Raw genomic sequence first — 18360 nt, 5'->3', positions numbered from 1 at the left:
TAGAGGATATAGAAAAGAAGACATTTAAGGAGATTTTAAATGAAGTACAATTTTTTTAAACGCCAAGTAATGAAGAGTCAGGCCGGGATGACATTAATTGAAATCCTAATTGCCCTTACTCTAATTTCACTTATGGGGACATTTATTGCAGGTAAAGTTTTCGACTCACTAGAAGAAGGTCGTGTAAAGTCTGCTAACATTCAAATGAAATCACTAGAGTCACTACTGAAAGACTTTAGAAGAAAGTGTAACTTCTACCCAACAACAGAGATGGGATTAGACTCACTTATCAACAAACCGTCTGGCGGACGCGAGTGTAAGAATTATCCACCAAATGGATTTATCGATGCGGATGAAATCCCATTAGATCCATGGGATATGGAGTATGTTTATACTTCAGATGGAAAAACTTACAACATCATGTCTTATGGTAATGATAACGAAGAAGGCGGAGAAGGTTTCGCTGCCGATATCTACTTAAGAGACAATAAGTAATCTAAAATAAATTAGGGAAACTATGCATAAGGTACATGGACAATCAGGTTTTACATTAATTGAAATTCTGGTATCCATGGCCTTAGCTTCCCTACTTCTTTACATGGTTGCAGGATCAACCTTTTCCTCACGCCGCAACCTAGATGATACGATTGAAAATGTTGAACGAGTTATTCGCTTCTCAAGTGATGAAGCGAGCTTAACAAATAAATTTCTACGCGTTGGTTTTGACTTAGAAGATATCGACCAAAAACTCTCTTTAGAAATGGCACAAAGTAATGACTTTGTAATTGATATGGATTCAACAAAGAATTACGATGATATGACTGATGAAGAGAAAAAAGAAGCAAATAAGAAAGGTCGCTTCATGCCTCTACCGGACTTTGATGCTAATGACTTCCGTCCAACGGGCGGTGTTCGCATTGTTGCAGTTGGCAGCACACTAACACAAAAATTACACATAACTGGCAAACCATATGTCTACTTTTACCCCACAGGTGAGAAAGATTCTGTTATAATTATTCTTGCAACTGAAGATGAAATGGTCGCACTATCAACAGAGCCATACAGTCAAGTAATCAATCGTGAGTACGTGGCCTTGGAAGATGTTAACTTCTCTAGTGACGACTTTATTGAAAAACTAACAACAAAAGCAGAAGAACTTTATAACGAATGGTTAAGCAATTAAAAAATAATTCTGGATTTACCCTCATAGAGGTTCTTATTGCACTTGCAATATTCGCTGTCTTTATAACTTCATATATCACTGCTCAAGGCCTAAATATTACAGATTCGATGGAGATGCGAACGGAGATAACTCTTCGTGAATATGGAATTGAAAAAATGAATGAGATTCTGGCCTACCCACCGGAGCTAAAAGATAGTATTACGATGAAGCCTGAAGTAGGGAAATTTGAAAGTAATGAAAATATTAGCTATAGCGTTGAATGGAAGAATTTCACGGTACCAGACTTCGAAAAGATAACGGGCTCTGAAACACCAGATGATGGTGACGATAGCAATAACTCAATTCAAAAACAAATCTTTGGTGTTGTTAAAAAGAACCTTGAAAAACTTATTTGGCAAGTTAGTGTCACTGTTAAAGATGATAATACTGAAGAAACGTTTACAATAAGTACGTGGCTTTCAAATGATAAATATAAAGTAGAGATAAACGGACTCTAGAAGATGAGAAGTTTTAAAACCGATCATATTCACAAAAATGAAAAGGGCTTCACATTAATTGAAGTTCTTATCGCTATTGCTATTTTATCAGTACTCATGACGGCCATTTATACAATCGTCGACAGCAGTGTTAACACGAACGATCGTGTTACTAAAGAAGACCGCGAGAGACTACAGTTAGAAATTGGAATGATGAGAATTGAAAGAGATATCGAACTCATCAACTCTCCCCTTTATTACGAATCGTCTAAAGCAGAAGATAACAAAGCTTTTGCAAAAATCTACAATGCCTCACAGTCACAATCTCAATCGGGATCAAGGCTTGGAGGATCGTCTCAACAGCAACAGCAGCAACAACAATCAAGTAAATATGTGATGACTTCTCATATATATCAGAATAAGAATTTTGATAACTTATCGTCAGGAAATGTTCCAATTCCAATTTTACAAAATGAAGAGAAAGGTTCACTAGTTTTTCTATCTTCAGCAAACAGAAGACTTATAAAGAATATGAAGCAATCTAACTTAATGTGGGTACGCTACCGAGTGGTAACGACATCGACAGAGGGGCAAGAGGAAGAAGAAAAAAATACAGAAGCTCCATATTCCCTAACGAGAACAATCATTCCAGTTGATATTTATAATACTGAATTAGATTGGGAAAAAGCAAAAGAATATCCAGTAATAGAAAACTTAAGAGACTTTTCTTTCGAATTCTATAGTCCAGAAAAAGAAAAGTTTGTTTCATCACTTAGAGAATTAAATAAATTAAGAAATACTCCACGTCTTATTCGTATGAATATCGATTACGTCTCAAAGAATGGAGATGAAATACAAATTAATCGAACAATTAGAGTAATGTGGCCAGAATTTGATGCAGCAGCAGACTTAAAGGAAAAGTATGACTTTAAAAAATAAGAAGACATTACTTAAGAATGAGTCTGGTATCGCCATTATTATGGTAACGACGGCCGTTGCAATTCTAACTGTTCTACTTGCTCAATTTACGTATGAGACAAAACTAAACAAAATCAGAATTGAAGGTCAAATCGATAAAGTACAAGCTAAGCTAAATGCTGAAGCAGGACTTCATTACGCCTTGTCTGTCTTAAAGGTATATAGAGAAGCGTGGAACAAACTTGAAGATAACACTTCCCTTCAATCGACAATTTCTAAAAGTGATATTGAAGCTATTGCCACACAACCATTCGTTGTGCCAATTCCGGTTACGACTGAATTAAGTGCTCTTCAAAAAAATGCTATTGCAGAGTTTGAAAAAGAATCACTAATACAAGGATCAATTTCAGTTAGTCTTAAGCCTATAACAGGATTTCTTAATCCTAATACCCTAAGAGTAATCAAACCAATGAATGGAAGCTCTTCACAATCTTCGTCTGAGGCAAGTGGCCAACAGAGCTCGACAATAACACCTCATCAATTCATGGAGAAAACTTTTACAGAAATGCTTGAAACAACATTTAGAAATGAGATCGAAAATAATGAAGACTTCGCTCTTCACTACTCTAATCTTGATCCGAAACTACTTGTTAAAGAATTAAAGTACTTTGTTTCTGGTAAAGAAGATTATGATGAGCCAGAAAAAGCAGATATCCAGAGAACTTATCAAAACCTTGGCGTTGAAGCCAAACATGCCGCTTTTGAAACAGCAGAAGAGCTTTACTCTCTTGCGGGCTGGGATGATGAGATCGTAAACCTTATAAAGGATCGAATTTCAATTCATAATGTTTCCGTAATTAATGTTAACGAAATTACAATCAATCAGCTCAAAGTTTTATTTCCTGAAATGTCTGACGTTGCTCTGGAAGAATTCTTTAAGTACCGTGATGGTGATGAGGAAAATGGAACTTCACCAAGTTCATTTAAAAGTGACAAGGACTTCAAAGAACTTATTACAAATCGTCTCGGAGCTGTCGAAGCGTCAGACTTTGATAAAAGAATTAAAGAATTTGCTGACGCAGATATTATCATTGGTACAGGTGGTAAGCTTTTCAAATTAGAATCCATCGGTATGTATGCCGACACAACATATAAGTTGACTGCTTTTATCGACTTACCAATCAAACCTCAGGCACCAACAACGACATCACAAGGACAATCTGGTCAACAAGCAGGTGGTTCACAGAATCCAGATGATGATGACGACCAAGGTAGTGGACAACAACAATCAAGTACAGGTCAACAAGGGCAACAGTCTTCAAGTAAGTACTATCTCCTGCGTCCAAGAGTTGTTGAGATACGCACCTACTAATGGCAAATTTTTCATTCAAAAAAAAACAGCAAAGTTATTGAAATTTGGTAAAATAAATTTATGAGTATTTTAGTAATAGACTGTGGTGCCTACAGTATTAAATTTGTTGAAGGCCGAGTACACAAAAAAAGATTCATTATTGATGATATTGAAGAAGTTCTACTCGAAGATGTTCGTGGGCCAAGTGACCAAGAAGTATCGATTCATGAACTTCAACAAAGAATCATCTCAGGCTTTCTAAAAGACCAGCACTACAATGGTCGAATCATTACTCAACTACCAAATGAATTCTTAACGAATCGCTATCTTGATCTTCCTGCTAAGAGCAAGAAGGATGCGGAACTAATGATTCCTTTTCAACTTGAAGAGGACCTACCATTTAATATCGCCGATACTCACTACATTGTTAATCTTTATAAAAAGATCAATAGTCAATTTTCAGCAATTGTTCAAATTGCAGAAAAGAGTGTCTTTGCGACTTATCGTAATTTTCTACAAGCCTACCATACTGTTCCATCAAACTTAACGTCGGAACTTAGTGTTTATCAGAGCTTTGTTGAAGAAAAGAAATTAGAATCAAATGTATGTATTTTAGATATTGGTCATCAGACAACGAAGGCCTACCTAATTTATAACGGTATTATCTACACTCACCACATTTCGTATGTTGCTGGCGCGGCCATTGATGAGGCCATTTCAAAGACTTACAATATTGGGGCAGCAGAAGCACGTATTTTTAAACACGAAAACAGCTTCTTTCTAACGAAGTCACAGCTTGATAGTGTAACAAAAGAGCAGCAAGATTTTGCTCTTATGATGCATCATACTTTTAAAGACCTACTTTCTCAAATCGACCGATGGCTACTTGGACATAGAGTAAAAACAGGTCAAAGTATCGAACATATCTACTTAACTGGTGGTTGTGCCAATATCAAAAATATTGATAACTATATTACAGAAAGACTTCACGTAAGTGTTTCACAATTTATGACACCAGGTCTTGAGAGAATGGTTTCTGCACAAGAATACAACTCTCTAACACTCGCCTACACAATGGGTGCTTCAAATACATACAGAGAGCCTGCAAAAAACTTTTTTACGAAAGAATTTGCTTCTGCACTTAAAGATGGAATTAAACTAGAAAATACAATCTTTACTTTCTATCGTCTTGCTATAGTTTGCTTAGTTTTATGTGCAGGATTCTTAGTGGAATCACTCTACTTCGTAAATCAAGAAATCAAGTCAACAGATCGTGAGATCAAAAAGCTAATTAAATCGAGTAACTTGAATATTACGCAAAAACAGGAAAGATATCTTAGAAAAACTCCTGAGAAGCTAACAAAGATTATCAAACAAAAAAATAAAGCAATTGATGTTGATTTAAAAGTTTTAGCAAAAGTTCCAAAGACTAGTGCTCTTGCTAACCTACACACAATTACGAGTGCGATAAAAAGAAACGAAGAAGTATCATTAACTAAGTACAAAGGTGATCTAAACTCAGGTTTTGCACAATTTCAAAGTAAGAGTGATCGAGATACAAAACAATTATTAAAAGTCCTTAAAGGACTAAATGTTGACGATGCCAATATTGATGAATCTAATAAAGATAAGATTACTATTAGTTTTAAAGGTAAATAATGACACAAAAGAGCATGTTTAAAGAAATTGATGTCGCTATTGATAAGCAAATAGAAGAAGCTAGAAATTCTGGTGTATTTCAATCATTTGCAGACCAACTACGCTCTTTCTCTGAAACTGAGCAAAAAATTATTAATCAGTTCTTATCTGGACTAGTTGTTATTATTCCTGTCATAGCTCTACTTGGTGTCTTTATCTTTAGAACAATGAAAGTCAGTGATCTGAACACAAGAAAAGAATTAGAAAGCGCTATTGTGAGCTTTAAAGAAGGCAACGTGAAGCTTAAGGCCCAAGAAGGCCCTATTGTAATAAATGATGCAATCTACGAAAAATCTGATTTCGTAAATAAATTAACGGATGCGACTTCGAGATTAAACTTAAAAGCAAATCAAATTAATGTTGATGGTTTTCAAAAAGAAAACTTAGGTGGTTCAATCAATCGTATTGAAACAAGTATTATGATTGATAAATTTACTAATAAGGCTTTCGTTGGCTTACTAAACGAACTACACCGAAAGTTTAAAGTTATCATTACAGAAATCGATCTTGAAAAAACAGCTGATGGAAAATTTGTTTCAGGCAAATTTCTTGTCGAATTTTATGCAAAAGTTAACTAATACATAATATGGGTATCCAGAAGAATAATATGAGTGAAGAAGTAGTACAAACAGACGTATACAAGATAAATAAGAAAACAATTTTTCTAATGACTATCCTTGCATTCTTATCTCTCTTTCTTGGATTCATTTTCAATTTTTCAGTTGAAGATAAAGTAATGAGTCTCGTTTATGATGGACTTAGAAAGAATCGAAGCTGCCCTATTTATTATCAGAACGCCTCTCTTAGCTATTTTCTTCCAGGTATTAACTTAAAAGAAATCGATATCTCATCTCGATGTTTAAATGCTCCATCAGGACTAACTATTTCAGAGGCCGATATTTCTTTAGGACTTCCAAGCTTTGCACCAATGGGTCTTACATTTAATACAGAAATAAGTAAGATTTCGGGATTAAATAATAATATCAATATTAAATCGATTCACAATTTTTCAACTCAATACATTAAGATAGAAAATTCTGTAATCAGCTTTGAGGCCCTTGGCCCGCTAATGAATGCATTTAAAATAGATGGAACGATCAATCTAAACGCACTTGTTAGTACAGATTTAAAAGCAATAAAAGATCTCGATATTTATTTAACATCAAAGGATTTTACGATTCCGGCCCAAGTCATTCAAAGTTTTGAATTACCTACTCTAGCAATAAAAAATCTTTCATTTAAAGCACATGCTGAAGATGGAGGGGCCGTTGAAATCCAAGAGTTAATCATTGGAGATAGCAACTCACCTATTCGTGCCAATGCAAGTGGAACAATTTCTCTAGATAAAAGAAATATTAGAAATTCAAAAATCGATCTCGAAGCACAGGTTAAATTCACACCAGAATTTATCGAAAGTTTTGCGATTATCAACCTTCTTCTAGGCAATGGTACTCCTGACGAACAAGGTTTCTACCATATGAAAATTGATGGGACTCTTGGACGTCCAAACACGCCGAAAATGATTAAGCGCTAGTTGACTAAAGGCCAACTTTAAAGCATCTTAATTCAATGCAAAATCAATCACTACTTAAGCCAAAAGAAGCAAGGCAGCAAATTGAAGCTGACCTAAAGTTATTTATCGATCAAAATAATTATCACAATTTCTTCAGTGAGATATATGATTATTCGTTATTACCTGCAGGAAAGTTATTTCGCCCTCTGCTCGCTTATGCCACTGCAAAAGACTTTGGTATAGACTTTAGTAATCAAAAGCTTGAGAAGTCAATTAAGAGCTTCTCATGTGCATTAGAAATTCATCATACATATACACTTATTCATGATGATATGCCTTGTATGGATGATGATGAATATCGTCGTGGCAGACTTTCAACTCATGCAAAATTTGGCCAATGGCAAGCACTACTGGCCGGAGATGCTCTACAATCTCTAAGCTTTAATTTAATAAACAAAATACAAGTTAGGAATAAATACGAAATTCTAAATTATGCTCATTGGTGTTTAGGCGCCAAAGGACTAATTCTTGGCCAGGCCCTCGATTTAGGCCACCATATGACAGAGAGTTTTAAGAATTTAATTCTTACTCATAAGCTTAAGACAGCACGTCTTATTCAACTCTCAATTGTTGGGCCATACCTATTTAATGACGATGCGGATTTAAAAACAGCAAAGGCACTACACCGCCTTGGACATCACATGGGAATAGCATTTCAACTTCTTGATGATCTTTGCGAATTAGAAGATGAAGTTTTAAGTGAACATGAGGAAGCTGTAAATCCTTGGAAGACACGATCGCAAGAATGTTTCAATGAATTACAATCTAATCTAGAATATATGAAAGTATTTTTTGAAAAGTACGCGTGCGAAAATATCCGTTTAGTTTACGGAGAATATCTTGGAAAGATACTTAGTATTATTGAACCAAATCAAAGAACAATAACTGGTCACTTAGATGTAGAGACAGGCGCTAGGCCCACCTCTTTAGATCCAATTATTTCTTTGTTGAATACTTTGACTCTTTAGGTTCAATTGATTCAGGATGCTCTTCGCTTGCTCTAGTTTATCTAAATCAATATTGTAATTTACAACTTTTGATTTAGAAGACTTTGCAGGCTTAGTATTTAACTTCTTCTTGGCAACAGCACTGTCTTTAGAAAGATCTAATTGACCTCTTAAAACTAGCTTAGCTTTTTCAATAGTCATCTTTTCTTCAAATAGAAGGCCTTTGATTTTTGCCAGCATTTGAATATCTTTTTGTTCAAAAAGTTTTTGACCAGTAGAAGAAACGAGAGGTGAAATTTCATCAAATTCACTTTCCCAAAATCTTAATACGTATGGCTTTACACCAACGATTGAGCAAACTTCATCAAGTTTAAATAACGATTTTTGTGGAATCGATAATGTTTCTAGCATTTAAAATCCGTTTTCACTCTCGTAGTCATCATCAGTATCATTTCTGAATGATGTTAATGCTTTCGGTGTTCCTTCCTTAGGAGCAATTGAAGTGTCTTCCTTACCTTTATCATCGATACGGTGAACGTAGCGTCCAGTAATATCTTCTTTTAGCACCTGTGAAGGTTTAAAAGTAAGAACACGTCTTGCTGAAATTTCCATCGCCTCACCTGTTTGTGGGTTACGGCCAACTCTTGATGCTTTATCGCGAATTGAGAAGTTTCCAAAACCAGAAATTTTTACTTTTTCCCCGCGGGCCAAAGTATCTTTAATTACCTTAAAAACTAAGTCAACAAGGTCAGAAGCTTCCTTTTTAGAAAACCCTGCTTCCTTTTTAGAAAACCCTGCTTCCTTATAAACTCGTTCGACAATATCAGCTTTAGTCAAGCTCATTGCATTCCTCCATGAATCAAAAGAACCTTTATATATTAATAGGTTAGCAGAATTATGAATATTTCACAAAAAAAATTTTGTGGGAAATATATTTCATTTTAATAACTTAGCCTTTTTCGGCGTAAAGATGTCAATTAAGCCAGTTTTAAGAAAACATTAAGTTGAGTAGCTAAATAAATACCATGTATTATGTTTATATCAACTTCTTCTTGTCAAATTGGCGTATTGACATGAACAATCCCCAGCACAAGTTTTGCACTTCTGCTGGGGATTTTTTTATCAGACTATTTCACTTAGATTATTAAGACTTCTTTTTAACTGCTTTCTTCTTGGCCTTTTTCTTTCCAAGTTTCTCTTGATCTTTAGCAATCTTTTTTAGGAGCTTTTGCTTTTCCGCATCTTTCTTCTTAAGCCAGTCAGTTAATTTAGTATCAACATCATTTAGCTCTTCAATTAGCTTCTTGGCAACAAGCTTAGGTGACTTCGCAATTTTTGTATACTCATTAAGTTTTTTCGTTTCATCCTGAATAAGTAACTTGCGTTTTTCAACTTCATCTTTTGTCATACGATAAATTGGCATATCTGCTAGATAGTCAGCATAAACGTACTTCTTTTTATCAAGATACTCTACGAAAGACTTTCTGTTTTTCGACTTTGTCGCCTTTTCGTATTCTTTATTTTTGATGAATTTGATAATTTCATTATTCTTTGTAATTGAATCTTTCAGATCAAGGCAAAGAAGTTCATAACGACGAGTAACAACCTTTAACCTTTCACCAGTGAAGATTTCAATAATCTCTTCAGCTTGATCAAAAATCTTTACCCCTCTTTCTGAAATTAGAGTGTAATTTGGAGAAAGAGTTGAAGTTGCACCAATTGTATCTTGAATTTCTTTAAGTGTTGCTTCTTGGCCCTTCTTTAAAAGAAGTTCAATATTGATTTCATTATCCACAGAAGCATCAACGAAATCTTTAATATAACCGCTATCAATGAATTTTGTCAGGTGACGATAAATCTTCTTAGCATCGTAACCACGAGGAAGTTCAGTAATAAAGAACTTTCCACCTTTTTCTTCAATCGACATTTCAAACGTAAGTTTTCCAGTCTTCTTATCAACATGAATTGGTAGAGAATAATTATGAACGTAAGGTTTTAACTTCTTCACCTTACCAGTTTCAATAAATGAAATCATCGACTTAATAATATCTTTGTGATGAAAACTTGGAATCGTCGAAGAGAAACCTGTACCAATCCCCTCTGCTCCGTTTAGTAACATAAGAGGAAGCTTTGGAAGAAGCCCAACTGGCTCCATCGAACGTTCATCATAATTTGGAACCATTTCAACTTGGTTCATATCATCAAATAGTAAGAGATCAGATACCTTACCTAGCTTACATTCGATATACCTTCCAGCGGCCGGATCAGTTTCCATCCTCTCTCCGAAGTATCCTTTCTTATCAATAAGAGGATAGTTATTAGAGAAAGTATAATCTTGGGCCATATTTACAATGGCCGATTCAATCGAAGCGGGTCCGTGCGGGTGAAGAGTTAAAACGAGACCAGTAGCAGCTGAAACTTTTAAAAGTCCTTTCGACTGATTTTTCCAAAGCGTATAAAGAATACGTCTTTGACCCGGTTTAAGGCCATCTTGAAGATAAGGGATCGCACGATCCATTAATGTATAGATCTGATACGTGCGGTATTCATCTCTTACGATATCTTCTAAGTTTACTGATTCTAGTGAATGAAGATAAGTTTCTTGCATTATTTATTTCCTTCCAATTTCTTTTTTAATCAAGGTAATCAATCATGTCGGCCAGACCACCAGTTGCAGTTTTTTTTGCAACGGCCTTCTTTGCCTTTTTCTTAGCAGCTTTCTTAGCGACTTTTTTTGCTGGTTTTTTCGCCATTTTCTCAGTTTTTTTCACAGCTTTTTTAGCTACTTTCTTAGCTGGTTTAGGCTTAGTTACAACTTTATCTTCAGAAATTGCCTCTGACATAATCTCAGACTGCTCTTCATCAAGTAATAAATCTTTTCTAAGATTCGTATCTTTACCAAAGCAGATATTTAACATCTCTTTAGCTTTTGATTTTTGATCAACGATAATTTTTGTATATTCATCTTTTGATAAAACATACTTCCAGGCTTCCGGTGACATCTCACCAAGCCCTTTGTTTCGATGAATTTCTTTTATTCTTACTTCTCCAGAATTTCTAAACTCTTCTAGTTCTTTATCTGATTCGAAATACAGAGTTTTCTTATCTGTCACGACTTCAAAAAGTGGCGCTTTTGCAATTTGAATAGCACCCATTTCAAATAATTCTGGCCAAAATTGGTAGAAGAAATTTGTTAGAAGCGTATTGATGTGCCCACCGTCAACATCCGAGTCGGCAAGGAATACGATATTAGAATAACGAAGCTTCTTCTCATCAACCTCTTGTCCAAGAACAAGACCGATTGATGCCATGATATCTGAAAATTCCTGATTATTTAAAATGTCTTTGATACCTGCTTGGGCAACGTTCATAGGTTTACCACGAAGAGCAATCCCACCTTGGTACAGTTTATTACGAGCAGATCTTAGACCACCAATGGCCGAATCCCCTTCACAAATAAAGAGTGTACATAAATCACGTTTTTTTCTTTCGTTGGCATCAAGAAGTTTTTCAACTCTTTGTCTTTTTTGCTTACGGCCCTTAGATGCCGCTTCTTTAAGAACTTGATATTTGTGACGAGACTTAGCTCTTTCAATAACAACTTCAAGATAGTCTTTGTTTTTTCTCATGAATTTATCAATAGACTTTGCCATTAATTCTTCAAGGGCCTTTTCAAGATGTGCATCACGAACTAACTTACGTTTAGTTTGCGATTCAAATCTTGGATTTGGCATTGTCACACCAAGAACAAAAGTAAGACCAGAAAGAATATCATTATCAACTAACTTAATTTTCTCTTTCTTTGCCTGACGTTCTAACTTGTCTTTAATCGCATTAATGAAAATTCTTCTTACGCGATCGTGGTGGAAACCACCATCATAAGTAGGAGTAGAGTTAACAAAAGAAATAAATTTCTCTCTTTCTTCACTTCCCTTATCAATAGTTAGAGAAAGAGACATATCAATCTTTCCCTTAACCTTTTTCTTCTTAGTATTTACTGTTTCGTAGATATAGGCTGCTTCACCAAAATCATGCGCATTCTCTTCATCAATTCTTTGAGCTAGTTGGAAGAGACCTTTTTGATAGTGATACTTCTCACCATTAAAGTAGAAAGCTAGCCCTGGATTATTGTAAGCAAGGTCAATAATTCTCTTTCTCAGAAGGTTTTCATCAATCTTATTATCTTTGTATACTTCTTTTGACAGAGTTACTTGGATTGATACACCAGATGCACCTTTGAAGGCTTTTGGTTTTGATTGAGTAATCTTTAGGGCCCCGTCGATAAACTTCGTCGTCTGCTCTTTCTTAGAGTTATAGTGTTTAATTGTAACAATAAACTCATCTGCAGTAAGACAAGTTGCAGCAGCACCAAGTCCGTTCTGTCCTAAAGTTCTGTGTAAGAAGCCTTTCTCGTCTGTTTCTTCATCCTTAAACTTAGAACCAGTTCTAAACTCAGAATAAACCTGCTTGACTTTATTTAATGGGAAACCAATACCATTGTCGGCAACAACAACAGTTTTCCCATCTTCACTAAGAGAAGTGTGAATTTCTGTAACGTGCCCGCGGTAATACTCATCAATACAGTTATCTAAAAGCTCTTCAATGGCCTTTGATTTTGCCTGATGAAATTTAACGGTTTTGAAATCTACTGACTTATCTTCGTAGACATATGTTTCTAAATCTTCAATATCATTAGAACCAAAGACGAGCGTAATACGGTTTCGACAGTGCCACCTTTGATCTTTACTCTCAATGACGGCGTCTTTCGTCTTACCTTTACGATTAACTTTTTCAATGCTGCGTCCCATGCTTAAATTTTCCCCTATCTTAGCTTCGTGCTATAATGAATTTACTATAAAGAATAAGGGAAACTTAAAGGCCTTGAAAGTTACAACGCGTCAACCATTGATAATTACAGCAGTTTTTTACTTGATTTTGGTATTTTCAAATCTTGCTATCGCCTCTGATTTCAAGGGGATTGATGCTGATATCAAAGAAATTTTAGTTGATAAAAAAAGAATTTATCGAAAGGCCATTGTTAAGACCCAAGAAAACAAACAAAGTTTAGATTACCAAATATATGGAATCCATCCAAATAAATGCAAAGTCGCTTTAAGAAAATTGTCGCGCTACGAAAAATTTAATGAATATATCGACCTAGTAAAACTATCAGGTTATTCAGAAAAGAAAAAAGAGATCTATCTGTATCTCGACCATACTCTCATGCCCTTTCCGATGTCGCTAAATTTTAAAATTCCCCGCATCACAAAACCGGGTGCCTATCCATTTACATTTGATAAGGGATTCTTAAAAGGACTAAGGGGAGAAATCAATGTGAGACAACTTTCGGATGGTAGATGCCTCTTCTTTTCAAAAAGTTATTGGAAGGGTGAAAAGTCTTCGATACCAGACACTCTCTTTGAGATGTTTTCAGAAACCCTTGGAGAGCTTGCGATGGAAAAGTTATTTCGTGTATCTCGCCGACTTTAGTTCTTCTATAAAAATTTTCTCTCTTATTTGCCAGAAACGCTGTTTCTTTCGCGCAATCACAAATTTCGGTTCTCTAAAATACTTTCGATCCTTTAAGATTTTATCAAGATCATCAATATAATACTTAAGCTCAGGTGTTTTTAAGTGTTTCTTCACAAAAGCATGATAGAAGGCCATCTGTTGCGACTTACTATTTAGCTGATAATATTCTTTTAAAGACTCTCCGTTCACATCAAAGTAGCTGACTTCAAGAGAGCGTCCCTTCTTACCTTGATGTTCACTAAAGATCATCTCTTCCACACGCATAATATGGGCATCTTTAAGTTGCATTGCCTCTTTTAATTTCTTATCAGCGTCACGTAATTCATGTGAACAATGTACACATTCATGAGCACTAATATCATTACTTTGTCCGCAATTATCACAGCTTTTAAATCGAAAAAGAAAGCCACACTCTTGGACAGTCATATTACTTTCGTCAATATGGATACCTTGGCACTTTCGGCCATAGTGTTCAGTGATACAACCTTCACTATCAACCTTGCCCCAAAAGATATTAGCATGCCCACAATCAGGACACATCACCTGCACTTCTTGAGTTTCTCCATGAGGTCGGATTTCACCGACTTCAGGTTTAAAAATATCGTGGTCAAGTCCAGTATAATCGAGAATTAAACAGTCTTCTTTTCCTTCAAAAAGTCTTAGACCTCGTCCAACAATCTGTTGATAAAGACTAATGGACTCTGTTGGACGAAGGATTGCAATCAAGTCCACATGAGGAGCATCAAACCCAGTTGTTAAAACAGAGACGTTTACTAAGAATTTTATTTTTTGATTCTTAAAATCATCGATGATTTGGTCGCGAACTTTTTGATCAGTTTCACCTGTTACAATGGCACTAGAGTCTTCAGGTAAAAAACTCAAGACTTCATTGGCATGCTTTACTGTAGAAGTAAAAAGCATAACCCCATTTCTCTCTTTTGCCTCTTGGACGATATGCTTAACAATCCCTGGTGTAACACGAGCGCTATCATTCAAAATTTTCTGAATTTCTTGAGTTAAAAATCGTCCAGAATTCTCATTAACTTCAAGTTTTGAAAAGTCATAGCAAGCAACAGGAGAATCAATTTTAATTGGCCTAGTTAAATAACCATTTTTAATCATATAACTAAGTGGCAACTCATAAATACAATGCTTAAAAAAGCGCTCTTCTTTTGTCCTTAGAATTTCATGATAGTGATAGTTATAAATCCATCCCATTCCAAGGCGATATGGTGTTGCCGTAAGGCCAAGAAAGAAAACCTTTTGGTTTACTTCTTTTAGTTTGTCAAAAACCTGTTGATATTGAGACTCTTCTTCTAGCGAAATTCGATGGCACTCATCAATGATAACAAGAGAGAAATCTTTGAAGAAATCATCAGTAGCACGGGCAATAGATTGAATCGAGCCGAAAATAACCTTTTCGTCCTTATCCTTTCTATTCATAGAGGCAGAAAAGATTCCCGCTTTTAAATCATAGGACTCATACTTAGCATGATTTTGTTCTACTAACTCTTTTACATGGGCCATCACAAGAACACGCCCACGTGCAATACGCGCAAGTTCAGCAATGACTAAACTTTTTCCAGCACCTGTTGGGAGAACAATAAGAGAAGGATCAGCACATTTTCTAAAGTGAGAGACCACTCTCTCAACAGCTTCAACTTGATAATCCCTGAGTTTAAATTTCATTGACGTATTGTATACAAGAATATTTGAAATGGAAAAAAAGTAGCCTTTTGATTTTAATCAACATCAAACATTTAAAGAGCATCCCCACTCGATGACTCGCGAAGTCGAAAACTTATTATTTAATTTAAAGTGTAAAATGATTACTGTTTGATGTTATTGAAAGTGACTTAGGAATACTTATTGAAACACTAGTCCCAACACCCTGTTTACTAGATACAACGACATCACCATACATTTTGGCCAATAAATTTCTTGCAATTATCATTCCCTGGCCACGTCCAGTTTCCCCTTCAGTACCCAATACCTGCTTTGACATGCTAACATTCATCCCCTTTCCTTCATCAATGATTTTAAACACGAAAAAATCATTGATCTCCGAAATAGAGATGATGATCCTTCCATATGGAAATGAGTATTTAATTGCGTTATAAAAATAATTTGCAAGAATATTATATGTAAAAATTGGTCTATTAATATAAAAGTTACTACTCTGAGTACTTACTTCAGTAATAACATCTAGATTCTTTCGTAAAATTTTATCTTTGAAACTATCAACTAAATCATCAACGACACTAGATACATTCTCAATTGAGTAATTATTAACAATATGGTCTTCATCTATTTCATTTTGAAGTGCATTATTAGCGATAAGATTTATGATTTCGATGTGTTTCGATATTGTTGTTGCAACCTTAAGATCTTTTTCATCCTCTAAAGTTCGTAACAACCTTTCACATGAAAGTTTGATTGTGACGATTGAATTATTAATGTCATGGCCTAAAGCACGAACTAACACACTCTTTTGTTTTAGCGACTGATCAAGTTGTTCATTTAACTTTTTAAGTTCGTAATTTTGTTGATCTGATTCTTCTCTAAGCTCATTAATTAGATTTATATACATTGATTTTGCGGCCAAATGTGCAAATCTCGTTTTAAGAAAAAGACCAATTGTAGAAACAATATTCAGCTTTTGACTTGGAGATATCTCCATTGTCATTGAAGAGTTTTCAATCCTTAAGCTAACAACTTTGGCAGGTTCTCGACCAATTATCATTGGAAAGTTCCTATAAACTTCTGCATAAATCTTGAAAAATAACGAATGCACTTTCGGTGCCGAAGCTTCTTGGACAAGTCTAATATTTTTACCACGTGTCGATACATTCAAAGAAACGCCTTTGAATAAATATGTTAAAACCAATTTAGATTGAATGTTATAAAGGCTTTTAAGAGATAAAATACTAAAGACTAAGTTTTTAAATACACTTAGTTTTTCTGAATTTAGTCCATCATTGGCAATAACTCGAATAACTTCATCCTCATCAACTTTTTGTAGAAGAAGATCTCCATAGTCATTTAAAAACTTATAAGAAATATACTTATCACAAGTATTTTCATACTTAGAATATAATTCATTGAATGGAGCTTTATCGACACCAAGCTTTGTGACTGAATCTATAATCAGACGGGCCATTAGCTTGGAGCATTTAAATTCGTACATGAAAGTTAAGTACCAAAACTATTCAACAAATTCACTCCATAAATAAATTTTACACAGTTTATTGGCTTGTAAATAAATAGCGCCTATATTAGCCAACCTCATAAGTAACTGAAATAACGGGATAAATTAATTTGCAGTATAGATCCTCTCTAGTCGTACTACAATTCTCAAATGGAAATTCAACTAAAAATTATTCACAAGCAAGAAATATTTAGTAGCGCTAACAAAGCACTGCTTCAAAAGGCCTTTCTAATGTATCAAGAAACATGGGCCGAAATCTTTAAAATTCAAGATAACTTTTGCTCAGATACATTTCTAAGGCAAGAGCTTCATATTCTGCTTTTAGACGCTGATAATAATGTATGTGCTTACTGTGCAATGAGTAAGCATGACTTCTCTATTCCTTTATTTAAACAGCAATCATACTTTAGAGAAATTCCAATGAAAGGCATCAGGGCAATAAAAGAGCTGGCCATAAGTAACGTCTACAGTATTGAGTTACTAACAATTTCTCCGAGTTATCGTAAGAAAAGACACCACTTAGACTTCTACAGTATCTTGCGACAAATTCTAGTGAATATTACAAGAGATATTCAAGCAAAGCATGTTATTGCACCAACTGTAAAAACTAATAGCGCAAGTAAGGAAGGTCAAAAGCATGGAGATATTATCTGCGCCAATATTATTTACAAGGGACTCTTATGTAATCTTCTATATTTTAACGAAAAAACAGCTGTCGATATAAATGATGAAATTCTTAAAAGAAAAGTTAACAAACTCTATGATGAGTATAGAGATTCAGTTCTATTTTTAAAGTTTCCAGATGAGGAGGAAAATTATGAATCATTTAGAAAGTTTGCTTAATGAATGTGTTACTCAAATAATCGAAGAAGTAAGAGCAATAAAGTTTGAAGATGAAAATGTATACGCCAATTGGCTAGCGCAAACTTACTATTATACCTCTGTCTCTGAAAGTATTTTGAGAACGAGTGCAAAGCATTGCAAGTCCGAGGAATTATCAAAGCGATGGTTAGAACATGCTGATGAAGAGTCTGGACATGAGAACCTGGCCCTTAGTGACTTAAAGAGTTTAGGTTATAACATTTGTGATTTTCAGGAGTATGAAGAAACAAAGATCTTCTACCAGTCACAGTTTTACTATGCCAATACATATGGAGGTGAAAGTGTTTTTGGTTGGGTCTTAGCACTAGAGGCATTCGCAGCAAATCTTCCTCAAATAATTGTTAATAACTTAATTCAAAAGTATGGAAAATCAGCGACAAGATTTATGAAAGTACATACAGATGAAGATATAGAACATATCAAAAAGGCATTAGAAGCAGTTAATCAACTACCAAACAAAGATATCATTATAAATAATATGAAAGAAACAACTAAACGTTATATCAGGTTATTACAAGCATGTGAAAGTAGTGCTCAGACTCTTAGCAAAGCATCTTAACAAATAGGCCCTACTACAATTTAATGAAGTAGG

General features: G+C 34.9%; 18 protein-coding genes. 12 read left to right on the top strand and 6 right to left on the bottom strand.

Features of this window, described 5'->3' with window-relative positions; all coding sequences use genetic code 11:
- Positions 1–39: 39 nt before the first annotated feature.
- The 9 genes from gspG to C0Z22_RS02760 are packed head-to-tail and all read left to right on the top strand — an operon-like array spanning position 40 to position 8167.
- Positions 40–495 carry a type II secretion system major pseudopilin GspG gene (gene gspG, locus C0Z22_RS02800; protein WP_103216814.1) on the top strand — a complete coding sequence of 152 codons (456 nt, stop codon included), beginning with the start codon at positions 40–42 and terminating at the stop codon, positions 493–495.
- Positions 496–517: 22 nt separating this feature from the next.
- Positions 518–1183 (top strand): type II secretion system protein, encoded by a 666-nt coding sequence (locus C0Z22_RS02795; RefSeq protein ID WP_103216813.1) that lies wholly within the window; start codon positions 518–520, stop codon positions 1181–1183.
- Complete coding sequence (locus C0Z22_RS02790) at positions 1168–1680, top strand: prepilin-type N-terminal cleavage/methylation domain-containing protein (protein WP_103216812.1); 513 nt, start codon at positions 1168–1170, stop codon at positions 1678–1680. Before C0Z22_RS02795 ends, C0Z22_RS02790 begins: the two co-directional genes overlap by 16 nt.
- A 3-nt stretch (positions 1681–1683) precedes the next feature.
- Complete coding sequence (locus C0Z22_RS02785; protein ID WP_103216811.1) at positions 1684–2598, top strand: type II secretion system protein J; 915 nt, start codon at positions 1684–1686, stop codon at positions 2596–2598.
- Positions 2582–3949, top strand: a complete 1368-nt coding sequence (locus C0Z22_RS02780) for a hypothetical protein (RefSeq protein WP_103216810.1) — start codon at positions 2582–2584, stop codon at positions 3947–3949. The genes C0Z22_RS02785 and C0Z22_RS02780 overlap by 17 nt, the downstream gene beginning before the upstream one ends.
- 60 nt (positions 3950–4009) lie before the next feature.
- The gene (pilM, locus tag C0Z22_RS02775; RefSeq protein WP_103216809.1) at positions 4010–5587 is read left to right on the top strand and encodes a pilus assembly protein PilM; all 1578 of its coding nucleotides are present in this window, start codon (positions 4010–4012) and stop codon (positions 5585–5587) included.
- Positions 5587–6204 (top strand): hypothetical protein, encoded by a 618-nt coding sequence (locus C0Z22_RS02770; protein ID WP_103216808.1) that lies wholly within the window; start codon positions 5587–5589, stop codon positions 6202–6204. The genes pilM and C0Z22_RS02770 overlap by 1 nt, the downstream gene beginning before the upstream one ends.
- Positions 6205–6233: 29 nt before the next feature.
- The gene (gspN, locus tag C0Z22_RS02765) at positions 6234–7160 is read left to right on the top strand and encodes a type II secretion system protein GspN (protein WP_158246780.1); all 927 of its coding nucleotides are present in this window, start codon (positions 6234–6236) and stop codon (positions 7158–7160) included.
- Positions 7161–7195: 35 nt separating this feature from the next.
- Positions 7196–8167, top strand: a complete 972-nt coding sequence (locus tag C0Z22_RS02760; RefSeq protein ID WP_103216806.1) for a polyprenyl synthetase family protein — start codon at positions 7196–7198, stop codon at positions 8165–8167.
- Here the strand turns inward: C0Z22_RS02760 and C0Z22_RS02755 are convergent.
- The 4 genes from C0Z22_RS02755 to C0Z22_RS02740 form a co-directional block, all read right to left on the bottom strand.
- The gene (locus tag C0Z22_RS02755) at positions 8126–8557 is read right to left on the bottom strand and encodes a MerR family transcriptional regulator (RefSeq protein WP_103216805.1); all 432 of its coding nucleotides are present in this window, start codon (positions 8555–8557) and stop codon (positions 8126–8128) included. The genes C0Z22_RS02760 and C0Z22_RS02755 overlap by 42 nt on opposite strands.
- Entirely contained in the window at positions 8558–8983 is a 426-nt protein-coding gene (locus C0Z22_RS02750; RefSeq protein ID WP_103216947.1) for an integration host factor subunit alpha, read from the bottom strand.
- A 307-nt stretch (positions 8984–9290) separates the two neighbouring features.
- Complete coding sequence (locus C0Z22_RS02745) at positions 9291–10754, bottom strand: DNA gyrase subunit A (RefSeq protein ID WP_103216804.1); 1464 nt, start codon at positions 10752–10754, stop codon at positions 9291–9293.
- A gap of 25 nt (positions 10755–10779) precedes the next feature.
- The gene (locus C0Z22_RS02740) at positions 10780–12954 is read right to left on the bottom strand and encodes a toprim domain-containing protein (protein WP_103216803.1); all 2175 of its coding nucleotides are present in this window, start codon (positions 12952–12954) and stop codon (positions 10780–10782) included.
- A 73-nt stretch (positions 12955–13027) separates the two neighbouring features.
- Between C0Z22_RS02740 and C0Z22_RS02735 the strand changes: the two genes are divergently transcribed.
- Entirely contained in the window at positions 13028–13636 is a 609-nt protein-coding gene (locus C0Z22_RS02735) for a hypothetical protein (RefSeq protein ID WP_146037766.1), read from the top strand.
- On the opposite strand, the gene C0Z22_RS02730 is transcribed toward C0Z22_RS02735, so the two are convergent.
- Together C0Z22_RS02730 and C0Z22_RS02725 are read right to left on the bottom strand one after the other, a co-directional pair.
- Entirely contained in the window at positions 13610–15367 is a 1758-nt protein-coding gene (locus tag C0Z22_RS02730) for a DEAD/DEAH box helicase (protein ID WP_103216801.1), read from the bottom strand. The two genes, C0Z22_RS02735 and C0Z22_RS02730, sit on opposite strands and share 27 nt — an antisense overlap.
- Positions 15368–15491: 124 nt before the next feature.
- Positions 15492–16865: a sensor histidine kinase KdpD gene (locus C0Z22_RS02725; RefSeq protein ID WP_103216800.1), complete on the bottom strand. Its 1374-nt coding sequence runs from the start codon at positions 16863–16865 to the stop codon at positions 15492–15494.
- 171 nt (positions 16866–17036) lie between these two features.
- Here C0Z22_RS02725 and C0Z22_RS02720 point away from each other — a divergent pair, with 171 nt between their 5' ends.
- A complete protein-coding gene (locus C0Z22_RS02720) occupies positions 17037–17729 on the top strand; it encodes a hypothetical protein (RefSeq protein ID WP_103216799.1) in 693 nt (230 codons plus the stop codon).
- Positions 17704–18327, top strand: coding sequence for an iron-containing redox enzyme family protein (locus tag C0Z22_RS02715; protein ID WP_158246779.1), 624 nt, complete (start codon positions 17704–17706; stop codon positions 18325–18327). The genes C0Z22_RS02720 and C0Z22_RS02715 overlap by 26 nt, the downstream gene beginning before the upstream one ends.
- Positions 18328–18360 lie beyond the last annotated feature (33 nt).

The organism is Halobacteriovorax sp. DA5, from assembly GCF_002903145.1.
In the GTDB taxonomy this organism is placed as follows: Bacteria; Bdellovibrionota; Bacteriovoracia; order Bacteriovoracales; family Bacteriovoracaceae; genus Halobacteriovorax_A.
Note: the sequence above shows the minus strand (reverse complement) of the source record. Positions and strands in the feature narration are given on the sequence as shown.

Excerpts from the sequence above, each read along its gene's own strand:
- gspN (WP_158246780.1), top strand. The coding sequence starts at position 6,234 with ATGAGTGAAGAAGTAGTACAAACAGACGTATACAAGATAAATAAGAAA.
- C0Z22_RS02795 (WP_103216813.1), top strand. The coding sequence starts at position 518 with ATGCATAAGGTACATGGACAATCAGGTTTTACATTAATTGAAATTCTG.
- C0Z22_RS02725 (WP_103216800.1), bottom strand. The coding sequence starts at position 16,865 with ATGTACGAATTTAAATGCTCCAAGCTAATGGCCCGTCTGATTATAGAT.
- C0Z22_RS02785 (WP_103216811.1), top strand. The coding sequence starts at position 1,684 with ATGAGAAGTTTTAAAACCGATCATATTCACAAAAATGAAAAGGGCTTC.
- C0Z22_RS02745 (WP_103216804.1), bottom strand. The coding sequence starts at position 10,754 with ATGCAAGAAACTTATCTTCATTCACTAGAATCAGTAAACTTAGAAGAT.
- C0Z22_RS02730 (WP_103216801.1), bottom strand. The coding sequence starts at position 15,367 with ATGAAATTTAAACTCAGGGATTATCAAGTTGAAGCTGTTGAGAGAGTG.
- C0Z22_RS02755 (WP_103216805.1), bottom strand. The coding sequence starts at position 8,557 with ATGCTAGAAACATTATCGATTCCACAAAAATCGTTATTTAAACTTGAT.
- C0Z22_RS02770 (WP_103216808.1), top strand. The coding sequence starts at position 5,587 with ATGACACAAAAGAGCATGTTTAAAGAAATTGATGTCGCTATTGATAAG.
- C0Z22_RS02760 (WP_103216806.1), top strand. The coding sequence starts at position 7,196 with ATGCAAAATCAATCACTACTTAAGCCAAAAGAAGCAAGGCAGCAAATT.
- C0Z22_RS02720 (WP_103216799.1), top strand. The coding sequence starts at position 17,037 with ATGGAAATTCAACTAAAAATTATTCACAAGCAAGAAATATTTAGTAGC.
- C0Z22_RS02780 (WP_103216810.1), top strand. The coding sequence starts at position 2,582 with ATGACTTTAAAAAATAAGAAGACATTACTTAAGAATGAGTCTGGTATC.
- C0Z22_RS02790 (WP_103216812.1), top strand. The coding sequence starts at position 1,168 with ATGGTTAAGCAATTAAAAAATAATTCTGGATTTACCCTCATAGAGGTT.
- pilM (WP_103216809.1), top strand. The coding sequence starts at position 4,010 with ATGAGTATTTTAGTAATAGACTGTGGTGCCTACAGTATTAAATTTGTT.
- gspG (WP_103216814.1), top strand. The coding sequence starts at position 40 with ATGAAGTACAATTTTTTTAAACGCCAAGTAATGAAGAGTCAGGCCGGG.
- C0Z22_RS02715 (WP_158246779.1), top strand. The coding sequence starts at position 17,704 with ATGAATCATTTAGAAAGTTTGCTTAATGAATGTGTTACTCAAATAATC.
- C0Z22_RS02740 (WP_103216803.1), bottom strand. The coding sequence starts at position 12,954 with ATGGGACGCAGCATTGAAAAAGTTAATCGTAAAGGTAAGACGAAAGAC.